Below are 15,750 nucleotides of genomic sequence, written 5' to 3' on the forward strand. Positions count from 1 at the left end.
CACCTGGCTACTTCTTTTCTTTATAGGGAGGTAAGGTTATTTCCTGACTGGGAGTAATAATAACTTGAATTCCAAAGTCCTCTAATTCAGCTCTGATCAAATCCAAGCTGCTGGCCAGCACTTCCGGATCTCCAATGGCTTTAATAACAATGGGATTAACGGCAATGGGGTGCTGGTTAACCAGAATGATAGGGCCTGCGCAGCGGATAGAAGAAGTGGCTATAAGCCTTTGCCCGCCTACCGAAATGCCCGCTGCACCTGCCGCAAACAGCTCATTGACTACGTCCCGGACGTCCCTGTCATGAACAATATCCACCGAGCTATAACCTTCCTGAGCATCATATAGCTCAACAATGATCCCTGAACCGGTCATTTCCGCGTAGCCGGCTTGGATACTTATTTGCTGAAGCTGGCTGCGTAAATTGCTAACCTCTTTTTCCAGCATATCTATCTGATCTTGAAGGGACCGGGCAGTTACCAAGGTTGCCTGGCCGTCCTGAACTGAAATCTCAATAATGGACCAGGTCCCCTCCATCAATTTGTGATTACGTATCTTCTCTTTGGTTTCTTCCGCCAGTACTCCCGTACCGTCGACAATCTTGACCGCCTTATCGGTATCTTTGGAGACGGTGATTAAACTCTTGCCTTTAAATTTTGGTAAATTTGGATCCTGATTAATAATATTGACGACGATCTGTCTCCGGAGGTTATCCTGTTCCCTTAAAATTACCTCCTGTACCTGCCGCCCGTATTCAATGACAAGCCGGGCAATCTCTGCCGGAGTAGCGGCTCTTTCAATTTCATATTTGAAATGAGCCAGTACATCGCGAACCGCCGAATTACCAATTACTCCTGCGTCACTGGCCAATTTTTCGCTGTATTCGATTACATGCATCGCTCCTTGACGCGCTACTTTAAGCGAACTCAACTCTCCAGGAAAGTGGAGGTACCCGGCCGCTCGGGCCAATAAAACTGAGTTGAACAGTATCACAACCATCATCAATGATAAAAGTGCTACAGGTAAAGCATTGTTCTGTCCAGTTCGCAATCTAACCACGAAAACATCACCTTTTCCAAAAGGCTATTTTGGTTGCCTCATAGACCCTTCGATAAAATTTTAGACGTAATAAGTCACTAAATTGTTCCACCAAAAATAGCTTTCTGGTACTAACGGGATCGGTAGGGAGGAGTTACTAAGCCTCCGGAAATTATCATTTTGATTGCCTCCTCTACCGACATCTCCAACGGAATAACATCTGCTTTTGGAACCATCAACAGGAAACCGGAAGTAGGATTGGGTGTGGTAGGAAGAAAAATATTTAGCATATCGTGCCCAACCTTATCCCGTACTTCCCCTTTCGTCTCTCCCGTAACAAAAGCTAGAGCATAAACACCGGGGCGCGGATATTCCACAAGCACCACTTCACGGAACATCCTGCGATCCTGCCGGATAAAAGCTTCCACTATCTGCTTAGCAGTTCTGTAAACAGTACTGGCAAAGGGGACTTTAAGTAATATATACTCCCCCATGGCGATTAACTTACGTCCCACAATATTAGTGGTCAGCAGTCCGGCTAAAACTACGAAGAGAAGTGTCAGGAGCAGGCCTAAACCGGGAATGATCCCGGTAAAGGGGTAAACCAAATCTCCCGCGAGGCGATCTAAAAACAGAAACAGTCGCCACAAAACATAGATGGTGGTAGCTCCCGGAAGCAGAACTACAATCCCGGTCACAAAATAAGTTTTTAATCTTCTCAGAATTGTTCACCTCGTTCCTGAAAGAAATTAAAACAGCAGAACTTTTAATTTAGGGTAAAAAATGGCTATTCCCATTATGACCGCAGCCATAGCTGCTACCAAAACGGCTCCGGCCGCTACGTTTTTGGCGATACGAGCCAAAGGATGAAATGTACTGGTGTACATATCAATGGCAATTTCTAAAGCCGTATTAAAAATTTCACATACCCAAACCATAGCAATGGTCAATAGCAACAATAAACCTTCTGTTTTGGACACTCCCAACTTTGCTGCCAGTACTATGACCAATAATGTAGCTATAAAATGTATTCGCATGTTCCGTTGCGTTCGAAGACAATGAATTATCCCCGCCAGCGCCGCCTGAAAACTTTCTTTTAGAGTTCTGTTGAACATAACCCTACCTCTACCTTGAAAGTCCAACTGTACTTAATATTTCTTCTTCTTTATGATTCATCAACTTCCTCTCTTCTTCGGTTTCATGATCATAGCCTAGCAGATGCAGCAATCCGTGCACGGTGAGAAAACATACTTCCCGCTCCAAAGAATGCCCGTATTCCCGCGCCTGTTCCCTAGCCTTTTCCAGGGAAATAATTATTTCACCGAGAACTTCCGGTTCCTCACCCAGGCAGGGAATGGTCTCCCGTTCCTCATCCAACAAGGCAAAAGAAAGCACATCGGTTGGCGCATCAATCCCCCGGTACTTACTGTTCAGTTCTTGGATGGTGGCATTATCCACCAAAACAAGGCTCAGCTGGAGAGGACGGGAGATCCCCTCATGTTCCATTGTTTGAGCTACCACTTTCTGTAAAAGCCGTAATATTTTCTGGGTCACGGGGACTTTATCCTGTAGATTGCTTACGTCCAACTGCGTCAACGGCTTTTCTCCTTTCTAATTCTTTCAAGACTGTCTCTGGATATTCTATTCGGGAGTGAAATATCCCGTTTAAGATGCGGACAAAAGCCTGCGCAATGAGGTTTAACTCTCTAAAAGTCAGGTCACTTTCCTCCAGCTGCCCGTCATCCAATTTCTCCTTAATTATCTTCCGCACCAGCCCTTCCATTCTACCGGGAGTAGGTTTTTGCATAGAGCGAACTCCGGCCTCCACACTGTCAGCCAGCATCACTATGGCAGCTTCTTTAGTTTGCGGTTTGGGATTGTCGTAGCGAAAATCATCTTCGGAAAAAGAGGTACCGTCTTTATCCTTTTCCAATGCTTTATGATAAAAGTAAGAGCAGAGGCTGGTTCCATGATGTTGCAGTATAATGTCCATAATAACTTTCGGAAGTTTTTCTTCTTTAGCCAGTTCCAAACCTTCCTTTACATGAGCGGTGATTATTAACGTACTCAAGGAAGGAGAAAGCTTATCATGGGGATTTTCCGGTGTCAATTGGTTTTCAATAAAGAAATACGGTCGCTTGATCTTACCGATATCATGATAGTAAGCCCCCACTCTGGCCAGTAAAGAATCTGCTCCCACCGCATCAGCGGCTGCTTCAGCTAAATTCCCCACCACAATGCTGTGGTGGTAAGTACCGGGAGCTTCCATCAATAAACGTTTTAACAAAGGCTGGTTGGGGTTGGAGAGTTCCAACAATTTGACAGCGGTGGTGATACCAAAAGCTGTCTCCAAAAACGGTAAAGAACCAATGGTAAGCACCGAGGATAAAATGCCGTTGGCCACGCCCATGAAGCTGCCAATAGCAATGGCCGGAAGAGAATCATGCCGCATAAAGCCAATCGCCAGAATGGCTGCCACATTGGCCAAGATAATGTATAAACTGGCTGTAGCCAAATCCCTGCGCTGGCTTAACTTGGAGACGCTGTATACCCCCACCAGGCCGCCTATTAAGCTTACGGCAGCAAACTGCCACTGATTTCCCGTAACTATGGCCACGTAGAAACTCATAATAATGGTGGAAAATATAGCCAATCCGGAATCCAACAATATACTTATAAGCATAGAACCGGTCGCTGTCGGGATTAAGTAGCCCACCAGACCAGAATATTCGGACGTATCCCAAATCTTGATAGCAGTCACTATTTTGGCGATAATGACCATAATCACCAATAATAATCCCAGTAACACATAATGAGACTCGTTGTTGTAAATATCCCGGTGAAATTTATAAAGGTAAATAATCACCAGGCCGGAGGTCAGCAAAATAAACGAGGCCAGTCCCAAAAATCCTTTATAGGGTGATTTGGGACGTAAAACTCCCAACATCTGTAACGCCTCAATTTGGGCTGGAGTTAGTTTCTCACCTTCCCCTACTATTTTCTCTCCCTGCTGGATAGTAACTTTCACCGGTTCAACAGCCTCTCGAGCCTGGAGCCGCTTTTCCGCCGTCAAAACCGGATCGTAAACCAAGTTGGGTCTGAAGTCCAGTTCGCCGACCATTTGACGAAGTAACTCTTTTAACTGAGCATTAATATTTAAATTTTCAACATCCTGGAACACCTTATACTGGGTAAATTCCAGTGCTTCCTGAGAAACGCCTCCCTCCATATGAGTTCGTAGTATCTGCTTGGCCTCCGATTCTAAAATGTTTAGCGTCTCCTGATCTAACTGCAAAAGAGAAGTATATACTTCCGGCGACAAGTCCAGCTTCATCGTTTCTTTTAGCCTTTTCACCCGTTCTTCTTCTTCGGAAATAGTTGAATCCGACTTAACTTCTTTTAATTTGGCAAAATAAGTACTGATCTGCTCTTCCATATTTTCTAGGACGGTTTCATCCACTTTGTAAACCGGCTGTACCTTTTTTTCGGCTTCCCGTCTGGCCTGCTCCGTCAACACTTCACTCACATATTCAATTCGTTGTCGCGCCCGAAAATCTTGGGGACTGGGCTCTCCCGGCTTTAGATCAATCTTGCGATTGGTAAAACTAGTACCTAAAATCATACTGGTCAATATAAAAAATACAACCCCCCAGAGGACGCGTCGGGCGGTTAAATTACGAAACATCCTTAGGATGGGAAATTGGATATGTTTTTTAAAAAACTTCCATTTGACCAAACCAACCAACTCCCCCAGGGAAATAAATCATGCTCCGTACTTTTCGTAGGCTTGAATTATCTTCTGAACCAACGGATGTCTCACTACATCGGCCTTGGTCAAATATTGAAAAGATATTCCCTTGATGCCATGGAGAATTTTCTGCACTTCAATCAGTCCCGAATAATTACCTTTCGGCAGATCTACCTGGGTAATATCTCCCGTAATCACCGCTTTTGATCCAAACCCAATCCGGGTCAGAAACATCTTCATTTGTTCGGGAGTGGTATTCTGGGCCTCATCCAGGATAATAAAGGCATCATCCAGGGTTCTCCCCCGCATATAGGCCAGAGGTGCTATCTCGATGATCGTTCGTTCCATATACTTTTGAGCTGTGTCTATCCCCAGCACGTCGTACAGTCCGTCGTACAAAGGACGCAGATAAGGATTTACCTTCTCCTGTAAATCCCCAGGTAAAAAGCCCAGCTTCTCTCCCGCTTCCACGGCAGGCCGGGCTAGAATAATACGGTTAACCTCTTTATTTCGCAGAGCAATTACTGCCATAACCACGGCCAAATAGGTCTTACCCGTACCGGCAGGTCCAATACAAAAAACAATATCGTTATTCCTGATCGCCTGAATATAACGATATTGCCCTAAAGTTTTGGCTTTAATTTGTTTTCCCCTAGGCGTCACATACAATACATCGGATAGCAAGTCAGCCAGTTTTTCCGCTTCCCCGTTTTCCTCCTTTATTAGCTCCAAGGCATAATTGATAGTAGGAATATTAATAACCGTTCCCGACCGAGCTAGGGCAATCAAATGGCGAAAGAGTCTCTCCGTTTTTTCCACTGCCTTCCGGTCACCGGAAATAAGAACCTCGTTGCCCCGGGCTACAATACGGGTTGTACAGTGCTGCTCAATAAACCGCAGGTTTTCATCCTGTTTACCCAGAATATTCGCGGCTTCGCCGTTACTACCTATAACTAACCTCACTTCCTCGGTTGCGGCCAAATTATCTTAGCCCCCTATCAATTCTAGCGTTAAAACTGGTAATTAATTAAATAATCCATTTATTGTTTATCATTATACCCTTTTCCCGCCAGCCCTTCAATAGTAACTTGTGGCATAGTTAGTTGTTTCCTATGATAGCCTGCGGTACTGCAATGTCCTCTATAGTCTCTACCATCACTTTGATTCCTACCATATTCGGAGCTACTATGCCCAGGGGATAAACCTCCTTCCGCAAAAGTTTAGCTCCGACCGGTATCTGCTTTTCCAAGCGAGCCAGGGCTTTATTCGTTGCCCAACGGGTAGCTCCTTCCGGCCCTAAATAACTCTGTTTCTTAACTAATTCGTGATAAGTGGTTATGACTAATTCCGCGGGAATAACAAAATTCTTTAGGCCATACCATTTCCAGGTTTTTATTTCTTTTTCTACCTCAAAATTTTTAAAGGGGATACGCCGCGGTCCCGACAGAAAAATCTCCCGTCCACCGGTGCGGATGCTCAAATGCCTCGCCGTCCTGCCCGACAGATATTCTTCCTCCTTTACCAACGGGGCAGTAGCTTCGGCCGTGTACCAAACCCGCGCCCTAACGATACCGCGGGCCCTTACATATTGGAGAGATGATTTTGGTCCTTCAGGATGGATCACCCCGGAAATCAACAGCTGCCCCTTCTTCACCGTATCACCCTGCGTCACCCGGGCCTCTCCCGCCAAAACCAATATTTCGGTAATCACTCCATCTTTAGCGGCCACCAAGTGGGAAGGTATCTTTTCCTCCTCTTCCTTAGGCAGCAAAACTTTTTCTACCACCTGAATCGAGGCCCTAGTGCCTCTTATCTCCACTCCAACCCAAGAAATCTGGGGAAAACTTTTTTCTATAGCTTTTGCCACTGCTTCTATGTTTATATTCCTTTTAAGAGTACCTGGTTTTAGTCCTTGCTTTTCCGCCACCCGGAGAATGTCATTTTTCTTTACATAACGCAACTCCTTCTGACTGCTCACCTCCACCGTCCAAACAAAAGAGCCCAGTAAATAAGTGAAGAGTAAAAAAAGAACAGGTCCCAACAGTAGCGTTTTTCTTTTCCGAAAATGCCAATACAGAAAAGGCAGCCCTACTTTTTTTCTAATTCTTATCCGACAACCGGACTTTCGAGCAACATGCCTCAAAGGTTTAAAATGAGCCACCGGCACTTTAGCCAACAAGGCATGGTCCTCTAACCAAGATAAATCCCAGATTCTAATCCCCCGGTTGAGCGTAAGGTTGATAAATTTTTCCGGTGAACCACCGTGTACTAAAATGACCAAATAACCCCATAAATAAGCCCCTAATCTTCTCATCTTCTACCTCCTTACTACCCGACAAAGGAAACCGAGCCAATTTTCCCTTCGAGGACAATCTCTTCTGAAAAAATACTCCGGATTACCAGGCCGTTTCCCCTAACCTCTACTTCCCCCGATGCTGCGGCAATGCGAACCTTATTGCCGGTAAACTCAATAATACCCCGGTGGTTTTCCATAATGAATTGTTGATCTCCGATAAGGGTAATCTTAGGCAAATCCATCAGAATTTCTCTAGGAATTTCCAACATATTGCCAAACGATAATTTAAGCCGCTCTCCTTTTTCCTCCATCGTTTTCTTCAGCTTATTTCGCACCATTTTCATTTTCCTCCGAAACTTCTAAGGCTTGTTAACCCCGTACGGTACAATTTATGCGTTTTGGTAAAAGTTCATTACTAATGGCCCTCAGGGTTAAAAAGTATGCGGTAAAAAAACAACAGGCATAAAAAAATAAAACCCTAGCGTCAAAATCTGCTAGGGTTCCATATTAATCAAGCATTTCCCGGGCAATTTGGTTGACCATTCGTCCGTCCGCCTTACCCTTGAGCTTGGACATAGCAACCTTCATTACTTTGCCCAGGTCCTTTTGATTCTGTACACCCAGTTCCTCGATAATTTCTCGTAATATTTCTCGTACTTCGTCCTCGCTTAGCTGTCGGGGGAGGTACTGCTGCAGAATTTCCATTTCCTGGTTAAGTTTGTCCACCACGTCCTGGCGCCCAGCCCTTTCGTATTCCCCCAACGCATCCCGCCGTTGCTTAACCTCTTTAGCTAGAACTTCTTGAATACCAGTATCATCCAAAGTAGTTCCCAGCTCTATCTCCTTGTTCTTGATCGAAGCCAGCGCCATGCGTATTACAGACAATTTTAATTTCCCTTGTTCTCTAGCTTTTAATGCTTCTTTCATATCCGCCATAAGTTTTTCTTTTAGGGCCATTTCCTGCGTCCCCCTATTTCCATTTACGTCTGCGGGATGCTTCGGCCTTCTTTTTTCTGCGAACGCTGGGTTTTTCGTAGTGTTCTCTTTTTCTCATTTCCGATAGAAGACCAGCTTTTTGGCAGGAACGTTTAAAACGCCTGAGAGCGCTGTCCAGGGATTCGTTTTTTCCAACTCTAACCAGACTCAACCTGTTCTCCCTCCCTCCGCCACTAAGCATAAAAAAAAACTTTGCGGTATAAGTTCTTTATTTCCTGTTGTTTTTAAGAGTACATTAATTAAATTATACTATACTACCCATATTGCGTCAAGATAAGAAAATTTCCACCCTATTGCTCCTCGGTTAAAAAAGTAGGTGTTCCTGTGCTTGGAACACCCTTTAGAGACAATGTAGGCTTTCGCATTGGATATTTCCGGGAAAACATTGTTATTCCCAATGCGGTCCGGGTTGAATTCAATGTTTCACTATCGTTCCTTGAACTTACGACCGCCTATCAGATGGAAGTGCAGGTGATATATCACCTGTCCTCCTTCTTCCTTACAGTTATTGACCAGCCGGAAGCCTTTTTCCGCCACTCCCATCTTTTCCGCCACTTTTACCACCGCCTGGTGCAATCTACCCATCAATTCTACATCATCCTCGGTTATAGCGGTAAGGTCAGGTATATGTTTTCGGGGTATAACCAAAATATGTACCGGGGCTACAGGTTTAATATCCTTAAACGCCACTACATGCTCATCTTCGTAGACAATTTCCGCCGGAACCTCCTTGCGCACTATCTTACAAAAGATGCAGTCTTCCACCATATCACCTCCCTTCCATTACTCCCCTTACCCAATCTTCTTGCACCTCTTGCAGGCGCACGGGGACAAATTGGCCCCGCAGGTCTTCTTGCGGCGCGGAAAACACTACTTTAAGGTAGTTTTCCGTATGCCCGGTCCACTGCCGGGGGGCAGTACCGACTTCCTGCTCTACCAGTACTTCCATAGTCCGATTCAAAAACTGAGCTGCATATTCCCGGGCCAACCTTTTACCCAACTGAATTAGCTGGCGACTGCGCCGTTCCTTTTCCTCAGCTGATACCTGTTCGGGATATCTGGCCGCCGGAGTGCCTTTACGGGGTGAATATTTAAAGACATGTAGGCCGCTGAAGCCAATTTGCTCTACAAAAAGCAAGGTATTTTGAAACTGTTCCTCAGTTTCTCCCGGAAAACCTACAATTATATCGGTGGTTATCGCACAACCCGGACGGCGCTGGCGAAGTTCTTCCACCAGACGGCGGTATTCCTCCGTTGTATAACGCCTGTTCATCCGCCGTAGAACCTCGTCATCTCCACTCTGCAGGGAGAGATGGTAATGAGGGCATATCACCGGGTAGGCCGTAATCGTGTCCAACAGCCGCGGGGTAAAATCGTTAGGATCGAGAGAACTTACCCTAAGGCGTCTAAGCCCTTCTATTTGCACCAAACGCTCCAGCAGAACCGCCAAGTCAATGTTGCCCGGCAAGTCACGGCCGTACAACCCCACGTGAATCCCCGTCAAAACAATTTCTCCGAATCCTTCGGCTACCAGCCGCTCTACTTCCCTTACGGTGCTTTCCAGACTTCGACTGCGAATCGGTCCCCGGGCGTAAGGGATAATACAATAGGTACAAAAACGATTGCACCCCTCTTGAATTTTAAAAAAAGCGCGGGCCCGGTCGGGAGCATCCACAGGAAGTTCTTCAAATTCTTTTATTTCCTCCAGTTTGTGGACCATATTTAACGGTTTTTCCTGTCTAGAGGCAGCCTCAACCAGCTCCACAATACGTCTTCGGTCCCGGGTACCAACAACCAAATCTACTCCAGGTATTTCCAGGACTTCTCCAGGAGAAGTCTGGGCATAACACCCGGTAACGGCCACTACCGCCTCTGGATTAGTTCTGACCGCTTTGCGGATCATCTGCCGGGACTTGCGATCGCTTAGATGAGTAACCGTGCAGGTATGAATAATATAGACATCGGCCTTCTCACCAAAAGGGACTACTTCATAACCCTTCCTTTTGAAAAGGCTGCCGATTGCCTCCGCCTCGTGATAATTCACTTTACATCCTAAAACATAAATACCAACTCGTTTAGCCACGGGGTGCCCCCCCTAAGTCTCCCCATTCATATAATACTACGGTAGCTGCTACCAGTCCTGCCGTTTCCGTCCGTAAAATTCTCGGTCCCAGCGAAACAGGAATGACACCCGATTCTTTCATCTGCTGAACTTCATCGAGTGAGAATCCTCCTTCCGGTCCTACAAACAGGAAGACTTCCCCGGGAACTCGTCCGTAGTTAACTTTGAAATCCCTCATGGCTTCTTTCAATCCCCGGGAAGTTTCTTCCTCCCATAGAACCAGTTTTAGACAAGCTTCAGGGATTTGCCGCAGGATTTCCGGTAGTGGCAAAACAGGTTCTACTTCTGGGACTATAGCCCTCCGGCTCTGTTTGGCTGCTTCCAGAGCTATCCGCTGCCACCTCTTTCTCCGGTCTTCCGCCTTTTCGGCAGCGAGTTTTACAACGGTTCGCTCCGATTGCAATGGGTAAAAGCGCGCAACACCTAATTCGGTACCTTTTTGAATAACCAGATCCAACTTGTTTCCCTTGCCAATACCCTGTACCAGCACTACTCGAACCGGCGGTTCGGTGGAACAAGGCTCCTTGCCCAACAGTTTAACTACCACTTTCTCCAATTCTGCCTTCACAATTTCACCCGCATACTGGTAGCCGGAACCATCAAGCAACCATAGCCGATCACCAGGTCCCATGCGCAACACTTTTACAATATGTCTGACATCCGGTCCCTTAATCAAAGCCCGCTCCCCGTTAATGTTTTCCGGCCAAACAAAAAAACGGGGCATAAATTCACTCCTTTCGGGCCACTAGCGCCCCCCATTCGCCCTCTGTATTCTCCTCGATTATTTTAAACTTTGCATTCTGCAAAGTTTTTCTGACTTCCTCTAAACGTTCTTTGATAATACCGGAGGAAATAAAGCATCCCCCGGTAACCAGCCTTTCGTAAGCCTGTCCCGCCAGGGTAATAATAGCATTGGCTACGATATTAGCTACTATACAATCAGCCTGCTCAAAGACGTCGGTTAAGAGGTCTCCGTTAACCACTTTGACCACATCATTAACTCCGTTTCTAGCTACATTTGCCTGAGCAACTTTCACGGCCAAAGGATCTAAATCTATGGCCAGTACCCGGGAGGCTCCCAGTTTAGCCGCCACAATAGCCAATATCCCCGAACCGGTACCCACGTCGAAAACTGTTTTGCCGGGCCTCAGGTGCTTGTCTAGGGCCCGTATACAAAGAGCCGTAGTAGGGTGTGTTCCCGTACCAAAAGCCATACCGGGGTCCATCCGGATAACCATTTCATCACCTGAGGGCTGGTAACTCTCCCAGGAAGGACAAATCACCAGGCGCTGTCCAATCTTTTGGGGCTTATAATACCTTTTCCAGCAATTTTCCCAGTCACTTTCCCTGACTTCAGCTAGTGAGATTTCTGCCAGGTAGTTGGTAAAATAACTGTGCATTTCCTCCAGCTTCCGGCGCAACTGCTGCAGGCGCTGTTGCAAGTTTTCATCTATCGGCAGATAGCCCTTAATAACAACGTTTTCTGCCTCCAACAATTCTCTGGGTAATTCGTAGTAATCCCACTTTTCTTCAGCAATATACCTGGTAATCGCTTTCGGATCCTCAATTACTACCCCCGCAGCCCCTACCTGGTGAAACAAATCGGCTACTGCTTCTACAGCTTCTTCGGTGGTAGTAACCGTTATTTCCTGCCATTTCAATGTTTCCCAGCCCCTTGAAATTTTTTCCTTTTATCCCATGAAAGCATCTCTAACCTTTTCAAAAAATCCTCTTTCTCTACCCTGCAAATTTTTGCCACTCAGACTTGCCTCCAGTTGTCTGAGGAGTTCCTTCTGCTTTTCTGTCAAATTCACGGGAGTAACTACCTGCACTTTAACATGTTGGTCACCCCGGCCGCCTCCTCGTACATAGGGAATACCTCTGCCCTTAAGCCGGAACGTGGTACCTGATTGGGTTCCCTCGGGAATTTTCAGTTTGGCCTTTCCGTTTAAGGTAGGCACTTCAATCTCGTCCCCCAAAGCCGCTTGGGCAAAACTGATTGGAACCTCACAATAAATATCGTACCCGTCGCGAGTAAAAATTTCATGAGGTTTAACCTTGATATATACATATAAGTCCCCCGGCGGTCCGCCATAAACTCCTGCTTCTCCTTCTCCGGCGACCCTCAGGCGGTTTCCTGTATCCACTCCCGGGGGAATCTTGACCTGGATTTTCCGGGTCCGGCGTATTTGCCCCTCCCCGCCACACCTGCGGCAGGGAGTCGTAATCACCGTGCCCTGGCCGTGACACTGATGACAGGTTCTAATGGACTCAAAATGTCCAAAAGGCGTTTGCTGGCTGACTCGGATCTGGCCGGTTCCATTACATGCTTTACACCTGAGGGGAGTGGTCCCCGGCTCGGCCCCGCTTCCATGGCAGGCGGGACAGGTTTCCCGGCGCGGCACCTCCACATCCTTTTCCGTTCCGAAAGCAGCTTCTTCAAAAGAAATCTCCATTTCTACCTCCAGGTCGGCACCTTTTTGAGGAGCCTTGCGGCGGGAACGAGTGCCAAATCCCCTGCCGAAAAACATATCGAAAATATCGTCAAAGCCACCGAAATCGGCACCGCCGCCGAAACCTTCGAAGCCGCCGAAGCCACCAAAACCGTTGGCCCCACCTTCCGTTCCGGCATGACCGAACTGGTCGTAGCGCGCCCGCTTCTCAGGATCGCTGAGAACCTCATAAGCTTCTTTAACTTCTTTGAACTTAGCTTCTGCTTCTTTATCCCCGGGATTCACATCCGGGTGATACTTGCGGGCCAAGCGGCGATATGCCTTTTTGATCTCTTCCTGCGATGCATTTCTGGAAACACCCAGGACTTCATAATAGTCACGTTTACTCACAAAGATCACCTTCTTTGCCTACCTGAAAACTAATCGGCAATCTAATTTATGCGTTCATTCCATCGGCTGCCAACGGGCACCCTATAAAAGGTTATAAAGGGGGAAAATCCCCCCTGTACTCATGGCCGATAAAAGATTTTATTTCTCGTCGTCCCGGACTTCGTAATCCGCATCCACTACTTTATCGTCTTTGGGATTTTGCCCGGTATTTGCTTCCGGCCCTCCTTGAGCCCCCGCCTGTTGGTACATCTTAGTGGTTATCCGGTAAAGCGCCTGCGATAGAGCCTCAGATTTTTCTTTTATCTTATTGATATCGTCTCCCTTAATCGCTTCCCTCAACTCCTCTTTGGCTTTTTCGATATTTTCTTTGTCGGCCTGCTCAGCCTTGTCGCCAAACTCCTTGAGGGTCTTTTCTACCTGGTAAATAAGGGAGTCGGCTTGATTCTTGGCTTCTACCAGTTCTTTGCGCTTCTTGTCCTGCTCTGCATACTGCTCTGCTTCTTTAATCATTCTCTGTATTTCTTCTTCCGACAGGCCGCTCGAGGATTTAATAGTAATATCCTGCTGTTTGCCGGTTCCCAGATCTTTCGCCGATACATGAACAATTCCGTTGGCGTCTATATCGAATTTTACTTCTATCTGTGGCACTCCCCTGGGAGCAGGAGGAATTCCCGTCAGGGTAAACCTGCCCAACGTTTTATTATCCTTGGCCATGGGGCGTTCACCCTGTAGCACATGGATATCGACCGCTGTTTGATTGTCAGCAGCCGTGGAGAATATCTGGCTCTTGGAAGTAGGAATAGTCGTGTTGCGGGGAATCAGAACTGTAAATACTCCTCCCAGGGTTTCAATACCTAGAGAAAGAGGAGTTACGTCAAGAAGAAGCACGTCTTTTACTTCCCCGGCCAGAACTCCTGCTTGAATAGCCGCCCCCAGAGCTACGCACTCATCGGGATTAATACCCTTATGAGGCTCCTTACCGATAAGCTTCTTAATAGCCTCTTGGACGGCAGGAATCCTGGTCGAGCCTCCTACCAGGATTACCTTGTCAATGTCCTCCGGCTTTAAACCTGCGTCCTCTAAAGCCTGGCGAGTTGGACCCAGCGTCTTCTCTACCAGGTCGGCCGTCAGTTCTTCAAATTTGGCACGGGTAAGATTCATTTCCAGGTGCAACGGCCCATCCGGAGATACCGAAATAAAGGGCAGGTTGATACTTGTACTCATTACGCTGGATAACTCATGCTTGGCTTTTTCGGCAGCTTCCTTCAAACGCTGTAGCGCCATACGATCCTTGCTCAGGTCAACTCCATGCTCTTTTTTAAATTCACTAATGAGATAATCCATGATCCTCTGGTCAAAATCATCTCCACCCAAGCGGTTATTCCCGCTGGTGGCCTTGACTTCGAAAACACCGTCACCCAGCTCTAAAATAGAAACATCAAAAGTTCCTCCCCCCAGGTCGTAAACCAGGATGGTCTGGTCTTCTCCCTTATCGAGGCCGTAAGCAAGAGAAGCAGCCGTAGGCTCGTTGATAATCCTCAAAACCTCCAGGCCGGCAATTCGACCTGCATCCTTGGTTGCCTGCCGTTGACTGTCGGTAAAGTAGGCCGGTACCGTAATTACAGCCTGGGTCACTTTTTCCCCTAAATAGGCCTCGGCATCAGCCTTGAGTTTCTGCAGAATCATAGCTGAAATTTCTTGGGGGGTATATTCCTTATCATCAATTTTTACCTTATAATCGGTTCCCATGTGACGCTTGATGGAAAGAATGGTACGGTCAGGATTGGTAATGGCCTGGCGCTTGGCCACCTGACCTACCAGTCGCTCTCCGTCCTTGGTAAAAGCAACTACTGAAGGAGTGGTACGACCGCCTTCCGCATTCGGAATAACAACAGCCTCCCCACCTTCCATAACTGCCATACAAGAGTTAGTAGTTCCCAGATCGATTCCAATAACTTTACCCATAGTTATTTCTCCCTCCTATCCCTGTAATTTATGAATTTAGGGGCTTTTTAGCTACTTTAACCATTGCGGGACGTAATATTTTACCCTTAAGGGTGTATCCTTTGCGGAGTTCCTCTACTACAGTATTGTCTTCGTATTCACTGGTTTCTATCTGCATGACTGCTTCATGTTTCTCCGGGTCAAATGGTTGGCCTACCGCCTCTATGCTTGCGACTCCTTCCTGTTGCAATACCTCTACCAACTGACGATAGATCATGTTAACCCCATCGACATAAGAGGCAGCCAACTGGTCCTCCGGCGCCGAGGCAATGGCCCGTTCAAAGTTATCCAGCACCGGTAATAGCCGTAAAATCAGCTTTTCGGACGCGTACTCAGCCATATCCTGAAGCTCTTTCCGCGACCGCCGCCGGTAGTTATCGAAATCGGCTTGCAACCGCTGTAAACGCCTGAACCATTCTTGGGCTTCCTGGGTTTTCTGCTCCAAGGCCGCTTTTACCGACCGCAGCTCTTCCTCCAGTGCCTGAAACTGGTTCTCTTCCTCCTGCGCCTCTTTATCGACTAACTCTTCCCCTTCTTCTTGGGCTTCTGTTTTCTCTTGTTCCGCTTCCAGGGCCGGTGCTTCCTCTTCCTTGTCCGTCAAAACCTGGTCGGTTTCCGGGTTTTCTGGGTTATCCTCCAGGTTGGGTTTCTCCTCTGGGTTCTCATCCATTTTCCCCCGGCTTGCTTCCTCCTCTAGCATTCTAA

General features: G+C 47.0%; 17 protein-coding genes. All 17 read right to left on the bottom strand.

Going from position 1 to position 15,750, the window contains the following annotated elements; genetic code table 11:
- Positions 1-7: 7 nt before the first annotated feature.
- The 17 genes from KKC1_RS11415 to grpE all read right to left on the bottom strand — a co-directional run bounded on the left by KKC1_RS11415 (position 8) and on the right by grpE (position 15,745).
- Positions 8-1,057, bottom strand: coding sequence for a DUF881 domain-containing protein (locus tag KKC1_RS11415; protein WP_088554577.1), 1,050 nt, complete (start codon positions 1,055-1,057; stop codon positions 8-10).
- 110 nt (positions 1,058-1,167) lie between these two features.
- Complete coding sequence (locus tag KKC1_RS11420; RefSeq protein WP_202820054.1) at positions 1,168-1,734, bottom strand: DUF502 domain-containing protein; 567 nt, start codon at positions 1,732-1,734, stop codon at positions 1,168-1,170.
- A 51-nt stretch (positions 1,735-1,785) separates the two neighbouring features.
- On the bottom strand, positions 1,786-2,151 hold the full coding sequence (locus KKC1_RS11425) for a diacylglycerol kinase family protein (RefSeq protein ID WP_088554579.1): 366 nt from the start codon (positions 2,149-2,151) through the stop codon (positions 1,786-1,788).
- 10 nt (positions 2,152-2,161) lie between these two features.
- The gene (gene ybeY / locus KKC1_RS11430) at positions 2,162-2,632 is read right to left on the bottom strand and encodes an rRNA maturation RNase YbeY (protein WP_088554580.1); all 471 of its coding nucleotides are present in this window, start codon (positions 2,630-2,632) and stop codon (positions 2,162-2,164) included.
- On the bottom strand, positions 2,598-4,658 hold the full coding sequence (locus tag KKC1_RS11435) for an HD family phosphohydrolase (protein ID WP_238134296.1): 2,061 nt from the start codon (positions 4,656-4,658) through the stop codon (positions 2,598-2,600). The genes ybeY and KKC1_RS11435 overlap by 35 nt, the downstream gene beginning before the upstream one ends.
- 141 nt (positions 4,659-4,799) lie before the next feature.
- The gene (locus tag KKC1_RS11440) at positions 4,800-5,765 is read right to left on the bottom strand and encodes a PhoH family protein (RefSeq protein ID WP_088554581.1); all 966 of its coding nucleotides are present in this window, start codon (positions 5,763-5,765) and stop codon (positions 4,800-4,802) included.
- A 118-nt stretch (positions 5,766-5,883) separates the two neighbouring features.
- Positions 5,884-7,098 carry a sporulation protein YqfD gene (gene yqfD, locus KKC1_RS11445; protein ID WP_088554582.1) on the bottom strand — a complete coding sequence of 405 codons (1,215 nt, stop codon included), beginning with the start codon at positions 7,096-7,098 and terminating at the stop codon, positions 5,884-5,886.
- Positions 7,099-7,112: 14 nt separating this feature from the next.
- Positions 7,113-7,418, bottom strand: a complete 306-nt coding sequence (yqfC, locus tag KKC1_RS11450) for a sporulation protein YqfC (protein ID WP_192868216.1) — start codon at positions 7,416-7,418, stop codon at positions 7,113-7,115.
- Positions 7,419-7,587: 169 nt separating this feature from the next.
- A complete protein-coding gene (locus KKC1_RS11455; protein ID WP_088554584.1) occupies positions 7,588-8,037 on the bottom strand; it encodes a GatB/YqeY domain-containing protein in 450 nt (149 codons plus the stop codon).
- Between the two features lie 13 nt (positions 8,038-8,050).
- Complete coding sequence (rpsU, locus tag KKC1_RS11460; RefSeq protein WP_088554585.1) at positions 8,051-8,227, bottom strand: 30S ribosomal protein S21; 177 nt, start codon at positions 8,225-8,227, stop codon at positions 8,051-8,053.
- A 275-nt stretch (positions 8,228-8,502) separates the two neighbouring features.
- A complete protein-coding gene (locus KKC1_RS11465; RefSeq protein ID WP_088554611.1) occupies positions 8,503-8,841 on the bottom strand; it encodes a histidine triad nucleotide-binding protein in 339 nt (112 codons plus the stop codon).
- A gap of 4 nt (positions 8,842-8,845) precedes the next feature.
- Positions 8,846-10,159 carry a tRNA (N(6)-L-threonylcarbamoyladenosine(37)-C(2))-methylthiotransferase MtaB gene (gene mtaB, locus KKC1_RS11470; RefSeq protein ID WP_088554586.1) on the bottom strand — a complete coding sequence of 438 codons (1,314 nt, stop codon included), beginning with the start codon at positions 10,157-10,159 and terminating at the stop codon, positions 8,846-8,848.
- Entirely contained in the window at positions 10,152-10,922 is a 771-nt protein-coding gene (locus tag KKC1_RS11475; protein WP_088554587.1) for a 16S rRNA (uracil(1498)-N(3))-methyltransferase, read from the bottom strand. Before KKC1_RS11475 ends, mtaB begins: the two co-directional genes overlap by 8 nt.
- Positions 10,923-10,926: 4 nt before the next feature.
- A complete protein-coding gene (prmA, locus tag KKC1_RS11480) occupies positions 10,927-11,859 on the bottom strand; it encodes a 50S ribosomal protein L11 methyltransferase (RefSeq protein WP_088554588.1) in 933 nt (310 codons plus the stop codon).
- Between the two features lie 30 nt (positions 11,860-11,889).
- Positions 11,890-13,041, bottom strand: a complete 1,152-nt coding sequence (gene dnaJ / locus KKC1_RS11485; protein WP_088554589.1) for a molecular chaperone DnaJ — start codon at positions 13,039-13,041, stop codon at positions 11,890-11,892.
- 138 nt (positions 13,042-13,179) lie between these two features.
- Entirely contained in the window at positions 13,180-15,006 is a 1,827-nt protein-coding gene (gene dnaK / locus KKC1_RS11490; RefSeq protein WP_088554590.1) for a molecular chaperone DnaK, read from the bottom strand.
- Between the two features lie 28 nt (positions 15,007-15,034).
- Entirely contained in the window at positions 15,035-15,745 is a 711-nt protein-coding gene (grpE, locus tag KKC1_RS11495; RefSeq protein WP_202820056.1) for a nucleotide exchange factor GrpE, read from the bottom strand.
- Between the last annotated feature and the right edge of the window lie 5 nt (positions 15,746-15,750).

The sequence above is a fragment of the Calderihabitans maritimus genome (assembly GCF_002207765.1).
Lineage (GTDB): Bacteria > Bacillota > KKC1 > Calderihabitantales > Calderihabitantaceae > Calderihabitans > Calderihabitans maritimus.